This is a genomic window from Xanthomonas sp. NCPPB 1128 (assembly GCF_001043115.1).
In the GTDB taxonomy this organism is placed as follows: domain Bacteria; phylum Pseudomonadota; class Gammaproteobacteria; order Xanthomonadales; family Xanthomonadaceae; genus Xanthomonas_A.
The window spans coordinates 1-21,334 of sequence record NZ_LFME01000002.1 but is presented as its reverse complement, the minus strand read 5'-3'; the positions used below and the strand labels follow the sequence as shown (position 1 = coordinate 21,334).

At 70.6% G+C, this 21,334-nt stretch carries 15 protein-coding genes; 6 read left to right on the top strand and 9 right to left on the bottom strand.

Going from position 1 to position 21,334, the window contains the following annotated elements; all coding sequences use genetic code 11:
- The first annotated feature begins 75 nt into the window (after nt 1–75).
- A complete protein-coding gene (locus tag ACP93_RS01935) occupies nt 76–816 on the top strand; it encodes a DUF6065 family protein (RefSeq protein WP_048489174.1) in 741 nt (246 codons plus the stop codon).
- A 7-nt stretch (nt 817–823) separates the two neighbouring features.
- On the opposite strand, the gene ACP93_RS01930 is transcribed toward ACP93_RS01935, so the two are convergent.
- A complete protein-coding gene (locus tag ACP93_RS01930) occupies nt 824–1,204 on the bottom strand; it encodes a hypothetical protein (RefSeq protein ID WP_048489173.1) in 381 nt (126 codons plus the stop codon).
- Nucleotides 1,205–1,291: 87 nt separating this feature from the next.
- A complete protein-coding gene (locus ACP93_RS01925) occupies nt 1,292–1,855 on the bottom strand; it encodes an excalibur calcium-binding domain-containing protein (RefSeq protein WP_048489172.1) in 564 nt (187 codons plus the stop codon).
- A gap of 734 nt (nt 1,856–2,589) precedes the next feature.
- Between ACP93_RS01925 and ACP93_RS01920 the strand changes: the two genes are divergently transcribed.
- Entirely contained in the window at nt 2,590–3,933 is a 1,344-nt protein-coding gene (locus tag ACP93_RS01920; protein WP_048489171.1) for a hypothetical protein, read from the top strand.
- Between the two features lie 117 nt (nt 3,934–4,050).
- Here ACP93_RS01920 and ACP93_RS01915 read toward each other — a convergent pair whose 3' ends face one another.
- The 4 genes from ACP93_RS01915 to ACP93_RS01900 all read right to left on the bottom strand — a co-directional run bounded on the left by ACP93_RS01915 (nt 4,051) and on the right by ACP93_RS01900 (nt 7,986).
- Nucleotides 4,051–4,431 carry a VOC family protein gene (locus ACP93_RS01915; RefSeq protein ID WP_048489170.1) on the bottom strand — a complete coding sequence of 127 codons (381 nt, stop codon included), beginning with the start codon at nt 4,429–4,431 and terminating at the stop codon, nt 4,051–4,053.
- 34 nt (nt 4,432–4,465) lie between these two features.
- Nucleotides 4,466–4,801 carry a hypothetical protein gene (locus ACP93_RS01910; protein ID WP_131721565.1) on the bottom strand — a complete coding sequence of 112 codons (336 nt, stop codon included), beginning with the start codon at nt 4,799–4,801 and terminating at the stop codon, nt 4,466–4,468.
- Nucleotides 4,802–4,865: 64 nt separating this feature from the next.
- A complete protein-coding gene (locus ACP93_RS01905; protein ID WP_048489168.1) occupies nt 4,866–5,276 on the bottom strand; it encodes a hypothetical protein in 411 nt (136 codons plus the stop codon).
- A gap of 13 nt (nt 5,277–5,289) precedes the next feature.
- Nucleotides 5,290–7,986: a bifunctional acetate--CoA ligase family protein/GNAT family N-acetyltransferase gene (locus ACP93_RS01900; protein WP_048489167.1), complete on the bottom strand. Its 2,697-nt coding sequence runs from the start codon at nt 7,984–7,986 to the stop codon at nt 5,290–5,292.
- Nucleotides 7,987–8,602: 616 nt separating this feature from the next.
- Between ACP93_RS01900 and ACP93_RS01895 the strand changes: the two genes are divergently transcribed.
- On the top strand, nt 8,603–10,432 hold the full coding sequence (locus tag ACP93_RS01895) for a monovalent cation:proton antiporter-2 (CPA2) family protein (protein WP_048489166.1): 1,830 nt from the start codon (nt 8,603–8,605) through the stop codon (nt 10,430–10,432).
- A gap of 650 nt (nt 10,433–11,082) precedes the next feature.
- Here the strand turns inward: ACP93_RS01895 and zwf are convergent.
- Nucleotides 11,083–12,876, bottom strand: a complete 1,794-nt coding sequence (zwf, locus tag ACP93_RS01890; RefSeq protein WP_048489165.1) for a glucose-6-phosphate dehydrogenase — start codon at nt 12,874–12,876, stop codon at nt 11,083–11,085.
- Nucleotides 12,873–14,663: a glycoside hydrolase family 15 protein gene (locus ACP93_RS01885; protein ID WP_048489164.1), complete on the bottom strand. Its 1,791-nt coding sequence runs from the start codon at nt 14,661–14,663 to the stop codon at nt 12,873–12,875. The genes zwf and ACP93_RS01885 overlap by 4 nt, the downstream gene beginning before the upstream one ends.
- Nucleotides 14,664–14,784: 121 nt before the next feature.
- On the opposite strand from ACP93_RS01885, the gene ACP93_RS01880 reads away from it, so the two are divergent.
- Nucleotides 14,785–15,495 (top strand): response regulator transcription factor, encoded by a 711-nt coding sequence (locus ACP93_RS01880; protein WP_017908633.1) that lies wholly within the window; start codon nt 14,785–14,787, stop codon nt 15,493–15,495.
- Nucleotides 15,496–15,544: 49 nt separating this feature from the next.
- Here the strand turns inward: ACP93_RS01880 and ACP93_RS01875 are convergent, their stop codons facing one another.
- Nucleotides 15,545–16,900 carry a sensor histidine kinase gene (locus ACP93_RS01875; RefSeq protein WP_048489163.1) on the bottom strand — a complete coding sequence of 452 codons (1,356 nt, stop codon included), beginning with the start codon at nt 16,898–16,900 and terminating at the stop codon, nt 15,545–15,547.
- Between the two features lie 210 nt (nt 16,901–17,110).
- On the opposite strand from ACP93_RS01875, the gene ACP93_RS01870 reads away from it, so the two are divergent.
- Both ACP93_RS01870 and ACP93_RS01865 read left to right on the top strand, forming a co-directional pair.
- Nucleotides 17,111–19,495, top strand: coding sequence for a YadA family autotransporter adhesin (locus tag ACP93_RS01870; RefSeq protein WP_048489162.1), 2,385 nt, complete (start codon nt 17,111–17,113; stop codon nt 19,493–19,495).
- A gap of 67 nt (nt 19,496–19,562) precedes the next feature.
- On the top strand, nt 19,563–21,334 hold a 1,772-nt coding region (locus ACP93_RS01865), incomplete at its 3' end, for a S8 family serine peptidase (RefSeq protein WP_228135931.1).

Here is a 21,334-nt window from a genome sequence, read left to right as displayed (position 1 = left end):
CGCGCACGGCGCCGCGGTCGCCAAGGCCGCGGCGAGGCGTCACACTCGGCGCTGGTCCATCGCCCTGCCTGTGCCATGAAACTCACCGCCCATGTTCTCGACGGCCACACCCTCGACGTGCGCCCGGCGCCGCGCGAGCGGCCGTGGATGGACCGGACCGCCGAGCGCTACGCCTACCGCTGCCTGCCGCTGGACATCGCCAATGCGCACGGCTGGGAGCTGCTGTGCCAGACCGCGTTCGAGGCCGAGTGGAACGGCGGCAACGCGCTCGACGACCTGCGCGTGCAGCCGGCGCCGGGCACGCACGCACCGGCGGTCAGCCACTTCGGCTACGGCGTGCTGACCTTCCACGTGCCCTGCCTGTTCCGCACCGAGGCCGGCGTGGACCTGTACGTCACCGCGCCGGTGAATCGGCCCAAGGACGGCATCGCCGGGCTGACCGGGCTGATCGAGACCGACTGGAGCCCGTACACCTTCACCATGAACTGGCAGTTCACCCGGCCCGGCCGGGTGCGGTTCGAGGCCGGCGAGCCGTTCTGCCACTTCTTCCCGGTGCAGCGACGGGTGCTGGCCGAGACCGAGCCGCGCTGGCAGCCGCTGTCGCAGACGCCCGAGCTGGAGCACGAACACCAGGCATGGATGCGCAGCCGCGGGCAGTTCCTGCACGATCTGGAGCAGCCCGATTCCGACGCCAGCCGCGAAGGCTGGCAGCGCAGCTACTTCCGCGGACCGGCACCAGGGCAATGTCCGGCCGGCGTGGAGCACCGGGTCAAACTGCGCTTGGCGCCGTTCACCCGCAGCGACGACACGGAGTGAGCGCGGCTCAGCGCGCGTGGCGCTGGCGCACACGCGTGGACAGCCGGAACACGCCGTAGGCCAGCAGCATGCCCAGCATCCCGGCCACGGCGTGCGCCCAGTCGAACACCCGCGGGCCGATGCCGCCGACTTGGTCGCCCCACAGGTTGAACAGCACCAGCACGACGGCGGTCAGCCCAAGCCCGGCCAGGAACGCGGCGCGGTTGGCGCCCAGCGCATAGCACAGGAACGGCAGGCCCAGCCCGACCAGGAAATGCACCGGGAAGAAGTACACCGAGCCGTACGGGCGCAGCAGCGACCAGACGATGGCGGCGAAGATCGCGACGAAGACGAAAAGGCCCAGGGACAGTGCGCGGGTCTTGGCGGGGGGAAGGCGTGGTTCGGTCATGCGTCACCTGCAGGCAATCGGTGACCGTAGGCGAAGGCGGATCACGGCTTGGTCAAGACCATGCGCAACGCACTCGGCGGTAGGTGCTCAACGCCCGCTGCGGCACCACTGCCGCTCGCACGGCACGCCATCGTGGTTGCCGTCCATCTCCACGCCCGGGCAGTGCTGCAGGAAATACACCGCTTCGTCGCACGAGGTCATCTGCGCGCAGTGCGTGCGGCCGTCGCAGTGGAACGCGGGTGCCGTCGCGGACGGGGCGCGCGCCATTGCGGCTGGCGAAGCGGGCGCCGCTGGCATTGTGGTGGTCACTTGCGGTGCCGCCACGAAGTGCAGTGCCGCATAGGCCGCGCCCCCGAGCACCACCAGCAGCATCAGCACGCCGAGCCAGCGGCCGCGACGTGCGCGCGGCGCGGCCTCCGCGCGCGTCGACACTGCCGGTGCGCGGCCAGGCCGCATCACCCGCAAGGCACGCGGCCGTCCCTGCGCGTCGTGCTCCAGATCGAAGGAGATCAGTTCGCCCACCTGCGGCGGCACGCCGTCTGCGGGAAACGCCGCGCGTTGCACCTCGGCTTCGGTCTCGCGATGCGCCAGGCGCACCCGGCCGCAACCGCGCTCCTCGTTCCACTGAATCAAGGTCCCGTGCGTGCGCATGGCGTCACCGCAAGAAAGTGCATCGCCGCGATGGACGCCGCCGTACCCGGTGCGTCCATCGCCCCCACCGTGCCTGCCCACTCCCGCCACGCACGGCCCCGCACGCAGCATGCCACGGCCGGGCCGTCCGCGCTGGGCGGCCACGCGGCAGGCGCGGTCGGCGCGTCGGAACGGCCCGCAAGCCGTTCGCTGCCGCAGCGCGGGCGGCGACAACTGTCTACCACCGGCTGCGCGGCGCTCGCTAGAGTCCGAAGCGTCGAGTACACCGATGCCCGCACACCGCGCGGTACCGGCCATCGACGCGCAACCCGGCATCGCGGCCGCCGCATGGCGCCGCCCCCCGCAGCATTCGTCCCCCGATGCTGCCTGCCGGGTCCGCGCGTTTCCCCCACGCTCGACGCAACAGAATCCTTCAGCGCAGTTGCCTTCCACACGGGGTCAGGAGAGCGACATGGACATGTCTTCGGTCCGCTAGGCCGGTTCCACCGCATTGCCGCTTCCATAACGTCGCCGTCGCCCCTGCGCGGCGGCGGTGGACGCTGCCACCTCCCAACGCGTCTCCCGCTTCGTCTGCGCGCGCAGCCGGATGCGCGCGCGTGCCTGCGGCACGGCGGGAGTCCTTCATCGCGGCCGCGCAGCAGCGCGGGCGTGCGGCCGGTCCGGGGCCAGGGGATGTCCGGACACAGGACGCGGCATCGCCCGCACGCATCGACGCACACGACCGGAGGTCCACCATGCAACTGCCCCATCCGCGCATTCTCGCCATCGCCACCGTGCTGACCCTTGCCAGCGGCGCCGCCTCCGCCGGACGGTTTCCGGATTTCGGCTACGCGCCGCCCTCCACCTACAAGGGGCCGCTGTTCCAGCTCAGCCAGGACTATCCGCAACAGCCGCCGAGCGGCCCATTGCCGGCCTTCTTCCAGCAGCTGCCCAAGCCGCTGAGCAACAACTTCGAGGCCTGGCGTGGCTACGCCGACGCGGTGAAGGCCTACTGCCTGGAAGGCAACGTCGAAAGCGACTGGTACGTGCAGAACAACAAGGTACGGCGCTGGTACCACGCGCCTTGGCAGCACTACGGCCCGCTCGGGCGCGAGGGCGTGCATGGGCTGACCAAGGAGGCGCAGATCCAGGTCAAGCAATTGGCGCCGACCCAGCTCACCACCGGCCAGACCTTCGCGGTGGGCATCTACAACGATGTCGGCGCCTACACCTTCGGCCAGGTGTGGAAGGATCCGCAGAACCCGGACCCGAGCTTCACCACCAAGCCCAACACCTTCCGCGACGGCACCGTGGTGTGCAAGGCGCTGTTCGCCGACGTGGACCTGAGCCAGGTGCCGTTCCTGCAGAACCCGGTGCTGTGGAACGCCTGGGTCACCAACAGCTTCAAGTCCGCCGACCGCTCGTTCAAGAAAGTGGCCCTGATCCAGATGGATTTCGCCGTGCGCGACAGCCGCGTGCCCGGCACCGGCTGGATCTTCGGCACTTTCCAGTACAACGGCGCGGTCAGCGGCAAGCCCGGCTGGCAGAACCTGGTGCCGGTGGGCGTGATGTGGGGCAACGATCCGCAGAACAGCGGCGACGACTACACCAACAAGCAGCCGACCCAGACCCGGATCAATCCGCGCATCCTGCAGTCGGCGATCAACGCCAGGCCGGAACTGCCGCCGACCCACCTGGGCTGGAACGGCCGCCTCAACGGCCCGGTGGACAACCCCATCAGCTCCTGCATGAGCTGCCACATGACCGCCGAATCGCCACAACTCTCGCCGATGAACCCGACCTTCCAGGCACCGGACAAGGTGCCGCCGGTCGGCTCCAAGGAATGGATGCGCTGGTTCCAGAACATCCCGGCCGGGCAACCCTTCGACGCGGCGGCCAAGAGCACCGACTACAGCCTGCAGCTGGCCGGCGGCATCGCCAACTTCTACGACTGGAAGTGCACCCAGGACGGCGTGTTCGTCAGTGGCGGCAACCTGTGCGAGCAGAGCAAGACCTCGCTGAAGCTGATGCGCTCCACCACCCCGCCGCCGACCGTGTACCCGGTCGAGCGCGGGCTGAGCAACCAGGACCTGGAGTAACCGCCGCAATGCCACGCCTGTCGCGCGCCGTTGGACGGCGCCGGCGGGTACGGCCTGTGCCCAGCGCGGCGAAGGGACACAGGGATGAGCGGCGTCAGGCAGGCTGCCTGCGCTCGCTCAGCCGATCTGCTGCCCGACCCACCAGGTCGTGCCGCCGGCGTCGCGGAAGCCGCCACGCCGGTCCGGATCGTCCTTCTGCTCCGGTGCCTGTATTGCAGTCGCACCGGCAGCTAACGCACGCTGGTAGGTGGCATCCACGTCGCGTACGTAGACGTGCACATGCGCCGGCACCGCCGGCCAGCCCTCGACCGCATCGCAGAACATCACCACGGTGTCGTCGATGCGCACCTCGCCGTGCGCGAGCAGGCCGCGCTCGCCGGGAATCTGCCGCAACGGTTCGGCATCGAATACCGCGACCAGGAAATCGATGGTGCGCTGTGCACCGTCGACGATGAGATACGGCGAGACCGAGGTGTAACGCTCTGGCTTGAACGACATGAAGAACTCCTGTGGGCGGGTCGGATGCGGCGGCTCAGGCGTAGCGCCAGAGCAGATAGATCAAGGCGCATAACACCGGTACTGCGATCACGAACACGATGCTGGCGGCACGGGTGAGCAGACGCAGGTCGGCTGTCGCCATGCGCTGCTCGAACGCTGCCACATCGATCCTGGTTGCCGGCTGATGCCTGGGATCGTGAAGAACGCGCAGCGCGTCCTCGGCCTGGGCGTTGAAACAGACGAACAGCGCCCATTGCTCGCCCAATCTTCGCGACGCCTCCTGCACGTGCGTGGCGATCCCCTTCTCGCGTAGCAATTGACGCGCGCGCAGCAATGTGTCGCCGTCGTAGTACCGCGCGATGTACTTCATGATCGCCACTGAACCCGTGGCGAGCGGTGCCGATGTGCGCCGGGGCCTGCGCGGCCTGCGCCGCTTACAACGCGCACGAACTCACCCGCGCCGCCAGGGTAAAGGGCACCTCGCCCAGCTCGTCGAGGCCTTCGACATCGAACGCGTACACGCCCTTGACCACGAGCGTCAGTTGCCCGTCGCGGGAGAGGCTGAATGTCAGTGAGTCGACGTCGACCGGATGGTGCGCGCCTGCCAGGTAAAGCGAGCCATCGATATAGCCGTCCTGCGGGTTGCGCGGAAAGTCGAAGCGCTGGCCGGCCAGCTCGCCGAGCCTGAGTGACGGCAGCGCGATGCCGTCCAGGCGGATCGCAGTATCCACGATCTCGCCGGCATGCAGGAACGGGCGCAGCAGGATCTCCAGCGCGGCATCGCCCGGCCGGCCGAACAGGATCGCGTGGCGCGGCTTCAAGACACTGGGCGAGAACGTCGACATCGCAGCGCCGCCCTCAGTGTTGCGTCACCGGCAGCACCACGTCCATCAGCGTGGCGTCGTCCGGATCGGGCGTGGCCTTGAAGCCGAGCTGCTGGCACATCGCCAGCATGGTGCGGTTCTCGCGCAGCACCTGGCCTTCGACCACTTTGAGGCCGAGCCAGCCGGCGTACTCGATCATGATCCGCATCAGCTGCCAGCCGATGCCGTGGCCCTTGAGGTCGGAGCGGATCAGGATGCCGTATTCGCCGCGGTCGTAGTCGGCGTCGGCATGCAGGCGTACCGCGCCGAGCATGTCGCCGCTGCGCGGTTCGATCGCCACCAGCGCGATCGAGCGCGCGTAGTCGAGCTGGGTCAGGCGCGCGATGAATTCGTGGCTGAAATGCTTGACCGCCTGGAAGAAGCGCAGCCGCAGGTCCTCGTCGGTGACGCGGGCGAAGAAGCTGCGGAACAGCGCGTCGTCCTCCGGCCGCACCGGGCGCACGAGCGCAGCGTTGCCGTCGTTGAGCACGATGCGCCGCTCCCATTCCTTGGGATACGGGAAGATCGCGAAGCGCGGATGGCCGCGGCCCTTGTGCAGGCGCCGCGACGGCGCCACCGCCACCCGCGCGTCGACCGCGATCACCCCGTCGCGGTCGGCCAGCAGCGGATTGATGTCCAGTTCGCGGATCTCCGGCAGGTCGGCCGCCAGTTGCGCCAGCTTGACCAGCACCATCGCCACGGCGCGCTCGTCGGCGGCCGGGACGTCGCGGTAAGCCTTGAGGATGCGGCTGACCCGAGTGCGGCCGATCAGTTCGTGGGCCAGGCGCAGGTCCAGCGGCGGCAGCGCCAGCGCCTTGTCGTCGATCACCTCGACCGCGGTGCCGCCGCGGCCGAACACGATCACCGGGCCGAAGGTCGGATCGTCGGCGATGCCGGCGATCAGCTCGCGTGCCTTGGGCCGCAGCAGCGAAGGCTGCACCAGCACGCCGTCGATGCGCGCTTCCGGCCGCGCGGCGCGCGCGCGGGCAAGGATGCCCTCGGCGGCATCGCGCACCGCTTCCACGCTGACCAAATTGAGGCGCACACCGTCCACATCGGACTTGTGCGGGATGTCGGCCGAATGGATCTTCACCGCCACCGCCGACCCTTGCGCCAGCATCGGCGCGGCCACCTGCGCCGCCGCCTCGGCATCGGCGGCATGCGCCACCGGCGCGGTGGGAATGCCGTAGGCGGCCAGCAGCCGCGTGGTCGCCAGCGGGTCCAGCCAGGTCTGCCCGGCGGCCAGCGCAGCGTCGACGATGCCGCGCGCGGCCGCGGCGTCGAAGGCGAAATCGTCGGGCAGGCTCGGCGGCGTTTCCATCAGCGCCGCCTGCGCCTCGCGGTAGCGCACCAGGTGCATGAAGCCGCGCACCGCGTCGGCCTCGGTGGCATAGGTGGGGATGCGCGCGGCGTTGAGCGTGGCGGTGGCGCTTTCGTCGTTGCCCAGCCACACCGCGAACACCGGCTTGTCGCGGTGGTGGCGCGGACGCTGGCCGAGGATGCGGGTCAGCGCCTGCGCCGCCTCGGCGGAGGAGGTGAACGCCGTGGGGACGTTGACCACCAGCACCGCGTCGTTCTCCGGATCCTCCAGCAGCGCGCCCGCGGCGGCGGCGTAGCGTTCGCCGTCGGCGTCCACCACGATGTCCACCGGATTGCGGTGCGACCACTCCTGCGGCAGCGCCGCGTCCAGCCGCTGCTGGATGGGCGCCGACAGCGCAGCCAGGGTGCCGCCGAGATCGGCCAGCGTATCCACCGCCAGGCGGCCGACGCCGCCGCCGTTGCTGAGGATGGCCAGGCGCCGGCCGGGGAAGGTGCTGAGCCGGCCCAGCGTCTCCGCCGCGGCGAACAGTTCGTCCAGCGCGCGCACCCGCAGCAAACCGGCGCGGGCGAACGCGGCGCCGTAGACCGCATCGGAACTGGCCAGGGCCTGCACGTGGGTGTCGGCGTTGGGATCGATGCGCAGCTGCCGACCCGACTTCACCACCACCACCGGTTTGGCGCGGGCGGCGGCGCGGGCGGCGGACATGAACTTGCGCGCGTCGCGGATATGTTCGACGTAGAGCAGGATCGCGCGGGTGCGGTAGTCGGTGGCGAAGTAGTCGAGCAGGTCGGCGAAATCCACGTCCAGCGCATCGCCCAGCGACACCACCGCCGAGAAGCCGACCGCACGCGCCACCCCCCATTCCACCAGCGCCGCGGCGATGGCGCTGGATTCTGAGATCAGCGCCAGGTCGCCCGGCTGCGGGCAGTGCGCGGCGATGCTGGCGTTGAGCCGCGCATGCGGCGCGATCACGCCCAGGCAGTGCGGGCCTAGGATGCGCAGGCCCTTGGCGCGCGCGGCGCTCTCGACCCGCGCCGCGGCCGATCCCGGCCCGCTGCCGAGCCCGGCGGTGAGGATGATCGCCGCGGCCACGCCGCGCCGCGCGGCGATCGACACGATACGCGGCACCATCCGCGCCGGCGCGGTGATCACCACCAGGTCCGGCACCCACGGCAGATCGGTGAGGCGGCGCACCGTGGGCACGCCGTCGATCTCGCGGTAGCGCGGGCTGACCCAGCCGATCTGCCCCGGAAACCCGGCCGCGCGCAGGCTGCGCACCACCGCGCGCCCGGCTGAACGCTCGCGCGGGCTGCCGCCGACGATGGCGACCGAGGCGGGGCGGAACACGGACTGCAGGTGATAGGTGCTCATGGCGGCGGCAGAGGCGAGCGAATGCGCTAACGGTACACGGCTGGCCGCGGCGCGGGGATGATCCAGGGCTTGCGGCGCACCGTACCGCGCGTTCGGCGACAGGGTGCACTGTCGCGATTCCGGCCTCCGCGCGTCGGGGCTGAAGCCCCTCCCACAGGGGCTCCGGTCGGCTGCCCGGTGCTCACGGCTGACGTGTGTTGCTGGATTCAGAACGACTTCGACCGCTGCAAGTCATGCCGTGTGGGAGCGCCTTCAGGGCACCTCGAATCACCTGTTTTTGCCACGCCTCGCGCCGTCTCGTAGGAGCGGCTTCAGCCGCGACGAGGCTCTACCGGTACGGCACGGTCGCGGCTGAAGCCGCTCCTACGCGTGTGCGTTTGTGCTTGCTCGAGGCGCCCTTCGGTCGCGACGCGACCAAGCCTCAGGCGAGGCGACCGCGCAAGCGCAGCGCCCTGATCGGGCGGCGATCCCCTCCTCCACAGGAAGGCCCGCAGCACCGTCACCCACCCGGCCTCGACCTCCAAGGATTCGCAGAGCCCATCGGGCACCCCGCACCCAGCCCGGGTCAGCACCCGGTCGCATTGGCGGCCGCATAATGCGGCGATGGAGACGACTCGTGCATAGCGGCGGCCTGGAACTGGCGCTGGTGCTGCTGCTGGCCGCGGTGATCGCGGTGCCGGTGTTCAAGCGCCTGGGCCTGGGCGCGGTGTTGGCCTACCTGGCCGCCGGCGTGGTGCTGGGGCCGGACGGGCTGGGCTTCGTGCAGGACACCGAGCGCATCCTCAACGCCGCCGAGATCGGCGTGGTGATGCTGCTGTTCCTGATCGGCCTGGAGCTGTCGCCGGCGCGATTGAAGGTGATGCGGCATGCGGTGTTCGGCGCCGGCTCGGCCCAGGTCGCACTGACCGCGCTGCCGCTGGGCGCGCTGGCGCTGTGCATGGGCCTGAACTGGAAGAGCGCGCTGGTGATCGGCCTGGCGCTGGCGCTGTCCTCCACCGCGGTGGGCCTGCAGTTGCTGGCCGAGCGCAAGGCGCTCAACAGCGACTACGGCCGGCTCGGCTTCGCCATCCTGCTGTTCCAGGACCTGATCGCGATCCCGCTGCTGGCCGCGGTGCCGCTGCTCGGCGGCGCCAAGAACGACACCCTGACCTGGACGGAAGTGGGCCAGGCGCTGGGCGCGCTCGCGCTGGTGGTGCTGTGCGGGCGCTTCGTGCTGCGCCACCTGTTCCGCACCGTGGCGCGCACGCGCATGCCCGAGGTGTTCACCGCCAGCGCGCTGCTGGTGGTGCTGGGCAACGCCTGGTTCCTGCAGAAGGCCGGGCTCAGCCCCAGCCTGGGCGCGTTCCTGGCCGGCGTGCTGCTGGCCGATTCGGAGTTCCGCCACGAACTGGAAGCGCAGATCGAGCCGTTCCAGGGCCTGCTGCTGGGCGTGTTCTTCATCGCCGTGGGCATGGGCATCGACCTGGACCGCATCGTCGCAGAACCGTGGCTGATCGCCGGGGCCGTCGCCACATTGCTGTTGGTCAAGTTCGCGCTGCTGGCCGGCATCGGCCGCGTGCTGCGCCTGCCCTGGCGCAGTGCGCTGCTGCTGGGCAGCTTGTTGTGGCTGGGCGGCGAGTTCGCCTTCGTGGTGTTCACCGAGGCGCAGCGCGTGCGCCTGCTCGACGACGCCACCCACGACCGCCTCGTCGCGGTGGTCGGCGTGTCGATGGCGCTGACGCCGCTGCTGCTGATCGGCATGCAGCGTCTGCTCGGCGGCAACGAGGCCGGCAAGGGCAAGCAGCCACCACCGCCGGCAGCGCAGTACGACACCGTGGATGCGCAGCGCGCGCAGGTGCTGATCGCCGGCATGGGCCGCTTCGGTCAGATCGTGGCGCGCCTGCTGACCGCACAGCGCATTCCGTTCGTGGCGCTGGAACACAACCCGGACACGGTGGAAGACCTGCGCCGCTTCGGCAACCAGCTCTACTACGGCGACCCCAGCCGCCCGGACCTGCTGCGCGCGGCCGGCAGCGACGGCATCCGCATCTTCGTGGTGGCGATGGACGACCCGGAGACCAACATCAAGACCACGCGGCTGATCCGCCGGCTCTATCCCACGGCCAAGGTGCTGGCCCGCGCGCGCAACCGCCAGCACGCCTGGCGGCTGATGGACCTGGGCGCCGAACCGTTCCGCGAAGTGTTCGCCTCCAGCCTGGAACTCAGCGAGCAGGTGCTGCTCGGCCTGGGCCTGGACGCGGCCACCGCGCGCGACCGCATCGCCCGCTTCCGCGAGCACGACACGCAACTGTTGCGCGCCCAGCACCTGGTCTACGACGACGATGCCGCGGTGGTGCAGACCGCCCGTGCGGCACGCGCCGACCTGACCAAGCTGTTCGAGGCCGACGTCAACGATCCCACGGCGGGGCCGGCGGATGCGACGAATGCGGGGCAGCCGCGCGGTTGAGGCTGGCGGTTTGGCTGCGGCCTTGGCTGCACGACCGACGGTGTTGCAGGTCAACGACGCGCTGTGCGCGCGCTTCGCTGCCGCCAACGGCGCTCATGCTGGCACGGCGTCGCTGCACGCGATCGGATCGCGATGGGGCTGTTGACGAAGCGCCAACGTACGACCCGGCTGCAACATCGTGCGCGTGCAATCCAGCATGGTCGCGTCGCGGCTGAAGCCGCTCCCACAGTGGCTTGCGGCAAGCCCGCCGGGTCCACTGTGGGCGGGACGTCAGTCCCGACGCATTGCGCCATCGGAACGCACACCACTTCGCGCGGAATGAGAGTTGACTTCCACAATTGCGGTCGAAAGCGTCCGCCGTAGCGACGGCTTTGCTGGCTACGAGAACAGGAGACGATGGAACCAGGCATGACATGCCGGTTCGCCAAAGCCGAGGCTCGCAAGCGCGCGATGTCTGGACGCCGCCCATCCTTCCATTGTGGGAGGGACTTCAGCCCCGACTGCAGGATCCAGCCGCCACGCATTCGCCGCCTTGTCATGGAGGCATCTCCCCGAGCGCTGGGGCTCACGCCAGCGCCCGCGGCACCGCTTTGTGACATGGAGGGATCTTCCCGAGCACTGGCGCGCACGCCAGCGCCCGGGGCACCGCTTCAGCGCTTGCGTGCGGGACGCTTCGCGGCGCTACTGGTCGCGCGCTTGACGGCTTTTTTCGCGGTCTTCTTCGCGACCGTCTTCGCCGCCGACGTCTTCGCTGGTGCCGAAGTGGTCTTGCTCCTGGTCGACTTGCGCGGCGTCTTGCGCGGCGTCGCAGAAGCCGAGGCATCGCCCGCCCTGGCCCCGCCACGCTTCGGCGCTGGCGTCACCGGCCGGGTCTCGGTGGTGGCGGTGGCTTCGGGCGGGCGCCGCGGCGGCGGGCGGCGCCCGGCAGTCAGGGTGCGCCAGGTATGGCCGCCGTTGAGCGCCAGCAACGCGTCGGCCGCGGCCGGGCCGGCACTGCCGGCCGGGTACTGCGGGGTTTCGTCGGCCGAGGTCTGCCAGGCGTCGAGGATCGGCTGCACGATGGTCCAGGCCGCCTCGACCATGGTCGCGTCCTGGAACAGCCCGGCCTCGCCGTGCATGCAGTCCTGCAGCAGGCGCTCGTAGCCCACCGTGTATTCCTTGGGGAACCAGTCGCGGTAGCGGAAATCCATGCGCACCGGCGCCAGGCTGACCCGCGCACCCGGGCGCTTGACGTCGAACTGCAGCGAGATGCCTTCGTCGGGCTGGATGTGCAGTACCAGCCAGTCGGGGCCGTAGCCGCCGATCTCGGCGCTGCGCAGCGGCGCCAACGGTGCCGGCTTGAAGCGGATCGCGATCTCGGTGGTGCGCTCGCGCAGGCGCTTGCCGGTGCGCAGATAGAACGGCACGCCGGCCCAGCGCCAGGTGTCCACCTGCAGCTTCATTGCCACATAGGTCTCGGTGTTGGAGTCCGGCGGCACCGTGTCTTCCTCGCGGTAGCCGGGCACCGCGTTGCGGCCGATCGCGCCGGCCGCGTACTGGCCGCGCACCACGTCGGCGGGGCTCAGCGGCCGCACCGCCTCGATCACCTCGGCGCGCCGGCGCAGCATCGCCGCCGGGGTGAACGCCGCCGGCGGTTCCATCGCGATCATCGCCAGCAGCTGGAACAGATGGTTGGGCACCATGTCGCGCAGGCAGCCGGTGGGATCATAGAAGCCGCCGCGGCCTTCCACGCCGATGGTCTCGGCGGCGGTGATCTGCACGTGGTCGATGCGGTCGCGGTTCCACACCGGCTCGAACAGGCCGTTGGCGAAGCGGAACGCCAGGATGTTCTGCACCGTTTCCTTGCCCAGGAAATGGTCGATGCGGAACACCTGGTCCTCGTCGAGCACGCGGCCGACGATGGCATTGAGTTCGCGCGCGCTCTGCAGGTCGTGGCCGAACGGCTTCTCCACGATCACCCGGCGCCAGCCGCCGCTGGCGCTCTGCTTGACCAGCCCGGCCGCGCCCAGCTGCTCGATCACCGGCGCGAAGAAGCGCGCCGCGGTGGCCAGGTAGAACAGCACGTTGCCGCCGCTGCGGTACTGCGCGCCGATCCTGTCCAGCAGCGCGCCCAGGCTGCGATAGGTGCCTGCGTCGTTGAAGTCGCCGCGCAGGTAGTGCAGGCGCGAACGCAGCCAGCCCCACACCTCCTCGTCCAGGCCATCGGCCTTGAACTCGGCGTCGCGGTCGGCCATCAACCCGCGCATCGCATCGCCGAGCATGCGCCGCCACGTCACTTCGCTGACCGCACCGTGGTCCACGCCGATCACCGCGAACTCCTCGGGCAGCGCACCGCTGTGGCGCAGGTTGTACAGCGCCGGCAGCACCAGGCGGCGGGTCAGGTCGCCGCGGGCGCCGAACACCACGATCAGGCAGGGAGGAGTGGTCTGGGAAGCATCGCTCATGGATGGGTATCCTGTTCGCCGATCAAGCCATGCAGGCGCAGCGCCGCGTGGACCAGCGCCACGTGCGAGTAGCCCTGCGGGAAATTGCCGAGCATGCGGCCGCTGCGCGGGTCGTATTCCTCGGCCAGCAGGCCGACGTCGTTGCATAGCCCGAGCAGGCGCTCGAACAGGGTGCGTGCCTGTTCGCCACGGCCGAGCAGCGTGTAGTTCTCCACCAGCCAGAAGCTGCAGGCGATGAAGGTACCCTCGCCGGCCGGCAGGCCGTCGCCGCTGTCGTCGTCGGCGCGGTAGCGTTCGACCAGGCCGTCGATGCTCAGGCGTTCGGCGATGGCGTCGGCGGTGGCGGCCACGCGCGGGTCGTCCGGCGGCAGGAAGCCGACCAAGGGGATCAGCAGGGTCGCCGCGTCCAGCCGCTCGCTGCCGTAGCTCTGCACGAAATAGCCGTCGCGGTGCACGCCCTGCGCCAGCACCTGCGCATGGATCTCGTCGGCCAGCGCGCGCCAGTGCGCGCGTTGCGTGGCATCGGCGTCGGTGACGCCGTCGCGGGCGCCGCAGTCGAACGCCAGCCACGCCATCACCTTGGAATGGACGAAGTGCTGGCGCTTGTCGCGGATTTCCCAGATGCCTTCGTCCGGTTCGCGCCAGCGCTCTTCCAGCACCTCCAGCAGCTGCCGCGCCAGCGAGCGACCATGCACCGCCGAGGCCATGCCCTCGTGGTGGCCGCGGTGGAACGCGGCGATCACCTCGCCATAGACGTCGAGCTGGAACTGGCCGACCGCGGCATTGCCCACGCGCACCGGCGAGGCGCCTTCGTAGCCGGGCAGCCAGTCCACCTGCCATTCGGACATGCGCCGCTCGCCGCCGATGCCGTACAGCGCCTGCAACTGGTCCGGCGACCCGGCCACGGTGCGCTGCAGCCAGCCATGGAAAGCGGCAGCCTCGTCGAAGTAGCCGGCCGAGCGCAACGCGGTCAGGGTGAACACCGCATCGCGCAGCCAGCAGAAACGGTAGTCCCAGTTGCGCTCGCCGCCCAGGCGTTCGGGCAGCGAGGTGGTCGGCGCGGCGACGATCGCGCCGGTGGGCAGGTAGCTCAGGCCCTTCAGCACCACCAGCGAGCGCCGCACCGCCTCGGTCCATGGACCGGCATGCAGGCAGCGATGCGACCAGCCGTGCCAGAACGCCTCGGTCTGCGCCAGCGCCTGCTCCGGCGCCAGCAACGGCGGCAGTTCCAGATGCGAGGCGCCGTGGCTGAGCACGAACCAGGTGCTCTCGCCGGCGTCCAGCACGAACTCGGACTCGGTGGCGAAGCCGTGGCCGTGCATGGCCTGCGGGCTGCGCAGCGCGATCTGGTCCGGCCCGGCCACCGCCTGCAGGCCGCCATCGATCTGCGACACCCAGGGGATGGTGCGGCCGTAGTTGAAGCGCAACTGCAGTTGCATGCGCAGCGGCACCTTGCCGTGCAGCCCGCGCACGATCCGCACCACGTGGTTGTGCATCACCTCGTCGTGGCTGGCGACCATGAAGTCGAGCAGCGCCACTGCGCCGGTGTCGGTCTCGAACCGCGTCTCCAGCACCAGGCTGCCGTCGCGGTAAGCGCGGGTGCTGGTGAAGGCGCCCTGTGGCGCGATCGCCCAACGGCCGTGGTCGGGTTCGCCGAGCAGCGCGGCGAACAGGGCATCGGAATCGAAGCGCGGCAGGCACAGCCAGTCGATCGAGCCGCAACGGTCCACCAGGGCCGCGCTGCGGCAGTTGCCGAGCATGGCGTAGTCTTCGATTCGCGAGGCCATCGTGGGCGCCGGGACGGAGGAGCGGCGAGTCTGCCAGCGCCGGTGTTTGCGTCGCGTAATCGCCGCGCGCTGCCGTTCAGGCGCGCGCAAGCGGCCGGCTGCCGCTACACTGCGCCTGCGCATGACTTCCGATCCCGCTGCCGCCGCCCTGCGCACCTTGGTCCTGGAGGACGATCCGATACTGCGCGATCGGATCCTGGTGCCGGGCCTGCGCCGCTTCGGCTTCGCCGCCGACGGCTGCGGCACCGGCGCGGAACTGCAGCAACGGGTGCAGCGCGAGGGCGCCGAGATCGTGGTGCTGGATGTCGGCCTGCCCGATACCGACGGCTTCACCCTGGCCGGCGCGCTGCGCCTGCAGTATCCGGACCTCGGCATCGTCATGCTGACCAGCCTGGGCCAGACCGAGGACCGTATCCGCGGCCTGACCGGCGGCGCCGACGCCTATCTGTCCAAACCGGTGGAAATCGACCTGCTGGCCGCGACCCTGCACAGCCTGGCGCGGCGCGTGAGCGGGCGCCCGCCTGCGGCGCCGGCGCGCGGGCGCTGGCAGGTGAGCGAGGATGGCTGGTGCCTGCTGTCGCCCTCCGGCGCCGCCGCCGCGCTGACCGGCAGCGAACGTCGGCTGTGCCTGCGCCTGCTCGAGCAACCGGGCCTGCTGGTGGCGCGCGAGGCGTTGATCGCTGCCCTCACCGACCGCGTCTACGACTTCGACGCGCACCGCCTGGATTCGATGGTGCACCGCTTGCGCAGCAAGGTGCAGCGCCGCTGCGGCGAGCCGCTGCCGTTGGCCGCGGTGCATGGCAAGGGCTATATCTTCGATCCTGCAGGCTAGCGCGCCCCCTCGCTGGCGCGCGCGACGCTGCGCGGGCAGCCAGGCGGCCCTACGTCGACACCGCATCGGCGTGCGGCAGCACGATGCGGAAGCGCGTGCCCACGCCTACCGTGCTGTGCACCTGGATCTCCCCGCCGGCGCGCATCACCAGGTCGCGCACCACGGCCAGGCCCAGGCCGGTGCCGCGATCGGCTGGCTTGGTGCTGTAGAACGGCTCGAACACCTGCGCGGCCACCTCGGCCGGCATGCCATCGCCGTCGTCGGCGACCTCGATCACGGTGGTGCCGTCCTCGCTGGAGACGGTGATGTCGAAATGGCCGCGGTCGGCGATCGCGTCGCGGCTGTTGGAGGCCAGGTTCAGCAGCATCAGGTCGAACTGGCTGCGCTCGAAGCGGATCGGTGCCGGCGCCGCCGGTAGCGCGCAGCGCAGCACGATCCGTGCTTCCAGCAGTTGTCGCAGCATCGGCTGCAGCGCCTCCACCGCGGCCGCGGCGTCGAAGCGTTCGACATGCTCGGCATCGCGGCGGCTGAAGCGCAGCAGCCGGCGCACGATGGTCATGCCGCGCTCGGCCGATGCCTCCACCGCCGCCAGGCTGTCTTCCAGTTGCGCGATGCGTTGCGTGTCGCTGACCAGGTCGTCTTCGTGACGTGTGGCGGCGAAACCGGACATCACCGCCAGGATGTTGTTGAAGTCGTGGGCCAGGCCGCTGGCCATGCGCTCGGTGATCTCGCGCTTCTGCGCGTGGATCAGTTGGGTCTGCGCGCGTTCGCGCTCCTGCATTTCCTGCTGCAGGCGCTGGCCGCGCGCGTTGGACTCGCGCAGGCTCTCGCGCAGCGCCTGGGTGGTGCGGTCCAGCAGCAGCGCCACCAGCAGGTAGCTGAACAGCACCGGCAGCACGTTGAAGAAGGCTTGTGCGGGCGTATCGGCGAGTTCCAGCAGTGCGTCATGGCCGACGCCGACACCAAGCATCAGCAGCAGGGCGGCGAACGTCACCCACAGCGCGCGGCGCCCGAGCACCAGGCCGGCCAGGATCAGCACCAGCATCTGCGCCAGTTGGTCCGGCAGTTGCCGCTGGAATCCATTGATGGCGGCATTGACCAGCAGCGAGCCGAGCATCGCCCCGAGCGCCAGCCGCACGCCGCCGCGCAAGGCGCCGTGGCGCACGCGCACGAAGCCGATCGCCGCGCACACGCCGATCAACAGACTCATGCCCAGCGACACCACCATGCCCGCCGGCACCGCCTGCCCACGCAACTGCGGCCAGGCCAGGACCAGCGCCACCGCGATCGTGGCGGGAATGGTCACCGCCAGGAACAACAGCAGCAGCTGGATCACCCGCGCATTGCGCCGATCCACCTCGTCCAGCAGCGGCGCGCGGCCCAGCCAGTTCCAGAACGCCTTCATGCCGCCGTGCCCAGCCCGTTCAGTGAGAATCCTGTGATGATCATGCGAGAACTTGCGGGTGACAAGCCGGTGACGGCGGGCCTAAGTTCACATGACGGAGCGCGCCCGGGGACGACGGCGCGACATCCAGACCACTCCTGACCGATACGGAGGCGCACACGCGCCGCCGACGTCGCCTTCTGCCCTGCCGTTTCCCAGCCCGAGATCGCCATGAACGATTGCACTTCCCCCCTTGGCACCGCCGCCCGTCATCCGATTCCCCGCGCCTACAGCACCCTGGCCCTGGCCTGCGCGCTGTGCCTGGCATCGACGGCCATGGCACAGACCCCCTCCACTACCACCGCTACGACCGCTACGACCACCGCGCCCGCCCAGCCCGCCACCACCGGCACCGGCACCGACACCGACGCCACAGCCACCGACGCCAACGCCAACGCCAACGCGACCCCGGCCGCGACCACCTACGACCCCAGCGTCTACTTCAAGGCCACCGGCAGCGCCAACAGCAATGCCGGCGCCGACGCCGAAGGCGACGAAGCGCTGGCCGCCGGCGAAGCCGCCTCGGCGGTCGGCACCGGCGCCATGGCGCTGGGCGGCGGTGCGGTCGGCTACGCCGACCATGCGCTGGCGGTGGGCCACAACAGCCTGGCCACCGAGATCTCCACCACCGCCGTCGGCGGCATGCTCGACCTGGATTTCTCGAACGTCTCCAACGGCGTGGTGATCCTGCAGCAGACCTCCGCCACCGGTGTGGCCGCGACCGCGCTGGGCGCAGGCGCGCAGGCCAGCGGCAAGTACAACGTGGCCGCCGGCGCCGGCGCGATCGCCAGCGACCGCTCCAGTGTCGCGGTCGGCGGCATCGTCGATGTCGGCGAGGAAACGAATCCAGGCTTCGACTATGTCGGCAGGCAGTTGCAGGCCACCCAGGCCACCGGCCCACTTTCCACCGCGCTGGGCGGCGGCGCGCTGGCCACCGCCTACAGTTCCACCGCGGTCGGCGCGCTGGCCGAGGCCAGTGCGAACCGCACCGTGGCCGTGGGCTCCACCTCGGTAGCCAACCAGTACGCCGCCGTGGCGGTGGGCGCGCAGAGCCAGGCCACCGCGGAGTGGGCGACCGCCTTCGGCAACGGCGCACGCGCCTGGGGTACCCACAGCGTGGCCATCGGCCCCAGCGCGTACGCGCAGAGCGACGACGGCACCGCAGTCGGCCCGGCGGCGTTCGCCGGCGGCGTCGGCGCCACCGCGCTAGGCAACGGTTCCTGGGCCGGCGGCACCCGCAGCCTGGCCCTGGGCGGGGGAATGGTGTGGAACGGCAATTTCTTCCTCGATACCCCGGTGATGTTCTACGACAGCATCGCCATGGGCACCAAGGCCGACGTGTTCGGCGACCGCTCGATCGCGATCGGCCCGGACGCGCGGGTCGGCAACTCGCAGTTCGTCGGCGACAAGCAGACCATCACCAACAACAGCGTGGCGCTGGGCGCCGGCTCGATCTCCGAGCGCGACAACACCGTCTCCATCGGCGCGGCGGGCGCCGAGCGCCAGCTGACCAACCTGGCCGCCGGCACCATGGACACCGATGCGGTCAACCTGGCGCAGTTGCGCAACGTCGCCGCCGCGTTCGGCGCCGGCAGCGTGGTCGACGCCAACGGCAACCTGATCGGCGGCAACTATCTGGTGCAGGGCACCAAGTACACCGACCTGGGTTCGGCGATGGGCGCGCTCGATACCGCGCTGACCGGCTTCGGCAATCGCCTCAACACCATCGGCGGTTCCGGCGGCATCAGCGTCGGCGGCGGCGACGGTGCGGCCACCGCGCCCAGCACCGGTGCCGGTACCAATGCCGTGGCCGTCGGCTCCGGGGCCACCGCCAATGGCAACAACGGCCTGGCGATGGGTGCGCAGTCGCTGGCCTACGGCCCCAACGACACCGCCATCGGCGGCAATGCCCAGGTCAATGCCGACGGCAGTACCGCGGTCGGCGCCAACGCCCGCGTCGCCGCGGTGGCGACCAATGCGGTGGCGGTCGGCGAGAGCGCCAACGCGTCGGCCGCGTCGGCCACTGCGCTCGGCCAGGGCGCCTCGGCCAGCGCCGCCAACTCGGTGGCGCTGGGCCAGGGTTCGGTCGCCAACCGCGCCAACACGGTGTCGGTGGGCAGCACCGGCAACGAGCGCCAGGTCGCCAACGTCGCCGCCGGCAGCGCCGACACCGACGCGGTCAACGTGGCGCAACTGCGCGCCGGCAACAACGCCACCCTGAGCAGCGCCAACGCCTACACCAACACCCGCATCACCGCGCTGGACGACAGCTTCAACCAGTTGCGCACCGACACCGAGCATCGCCTGGACGGCATGGACCGGCGCATGGACCGGCTCGGCGCGATGAGCGCGGCGATGCTCAACATGGCGGTCAACGCCGCCGGCACGCAGAGCCCGCGTGGGCGCGTGTCGGTCGGCGCCGGCTTCCAGGGCGGGCAGCAGGCGCTGTCGATCGGCTATGCCCGCAAGATCGGCGAGCGCGCCTCGTTCAGCCTGGGCGGCGCCTTCAGCAGCGGCGAGTCCTCGGCCGGCATCGGCGTGGGCATCGATCTGTGACGTGCCGCGGCGCCGCGTGCGCCGCGGGTTTCTCCTTCTCTCCTCTCTCTTCCAGGATCCGCAGATGATGTCTTCCAACACCCTCGCCGCTGCCCTCGCCGCCGTCCTGTTCGCCGGTGCCGCGCAGGCGGCCACGCCCACCATCGGCATGGGCGGCGTGCAGGGCCCTGTGCCGCAGTCGGCCAGCGCCAACGACCTGGGCCAGCGCTTCATCGTCAAGACCCGCGATGGCGGCACCCAGGCACGCAGCATGCTCGCCACCACCCTGAGCAGCGCGGTAGCCCGCAGCGGCATGCAGCGCGCGCAGATCGGCAGCAATGGCCTGACCCTGCGCAGCGCGGTCAGTGCCAAGGTACTGCGCGACATGGCGGTACCGGGCTGGCACGTGGTGCAGACCTCGCGCCACCTCAGCGACAGCGAGCGCGCCGCCTTCATCGCCGAACTCAAGGCCGATCCGTCGGTGGAATCGGTGCAGGTCGACCGCCTATACCAGCGCCTGGACGAGGCCAGCGTGCGCGGGCCGGCCGTCGCCGCAGCCGCCGCCTCCACCACCCCCAACGATCCGGCCTACGCCAAGCTGCAGTGGAACTTCAACAACGCGGTCGGCGGGGTCAACGCCGAGCAGGGCTGGACCCGCTCCACCGGCAAGGGCGTGGTGGTGGCGGTGGTCGACACCGGCGTGGTCAAGAACAACCCCGACCTGGCCGCCAACGTGCTGCCGGGCTACGACATGATCACCGACCACCGCGTCTCGCGCCGCGCCACCGATGGCCGCGCGCCCGGCGGCGACGACCTGGGCGACTGGGTGGAGGCCGACTACTGCGTCCCGCTGGGCGCCAGCGGCAATGCGCCGGAAAACAGTTCCTGGCACGGCAGCCACGTCTCCGGCACCATCGCCCAGGTCACCAACAACAACCTGGCCACCGCCGGCCTGGCCTACGACGCCAAGATCCTGCCGGTGCGCGTGCTCGGCTCCTGCGGCGGCTTCGGCAGCGACATCGCCGACGGCATGCTGTGCGCCGCCGGCCTGCCGGTGGACGGCCTGCCGACCAACCCGAACCCGGCCGAGGTGATCAACATGAGCCTGGGCAGCAGCGGCCCGGACAGCTGCCCGCAGCTCTACCAGGACGCGATCGACAAGATCAACGCCAAGGGCACCATCATCGTGGTCGCCGCCGGCAACTCCAACGCCGATGCCGGCACCTACACCATGTCCTCGTGCAAGGGCGTCATCAGTGTCGGCGCCTCGCGCATCAACGGCGGCCGCGCCAGCTACTCCAACTACGGCACGCGCGTGGACCTCGCCGCACCGGGCGGCGGCGGCGACATCGACGGCAACCCCGGCGGCTACATCTTCCAGGTGATCAACGGCGGCACGCAAAGCCCGACCGGCGACTGGCAGATCGGCGGCATGGCCGGCACCTCGATGGCGTCCCCGCACGTGGCCGCGGCGGTGGCGATGGTGCAGAGCATCGCCAAGACCCCATTCACCTGGACCGGCATGCGCGACCTGCTGCGCGCCAGTGCGCGGCCGTTCCCGGTCGCCATCGCCACCAATACCCCCATCGGCGCCGGCATCCTGGACGTGGACATGCTGCTGCAGATGGTCACCAACCCGCCGTGCTCGCCGTCGGACAGCAGCTGCGTGCCGCCGACCAAGACGATGACCAACAAGGTCGAGATGCGCGGCCTCAGCAGCCAGGGCGGCGATGCGCTGTACAGCTTCCAGGCGGCGGCCGGGAGCACGGTCAGCTTCATGACCTTCGGCGGCACCGGCAACGTGGCGATGTACGTGTCGGCCGGCAAGGTGCCGACCAGCAGCAGCGCCGACGCCCGCTC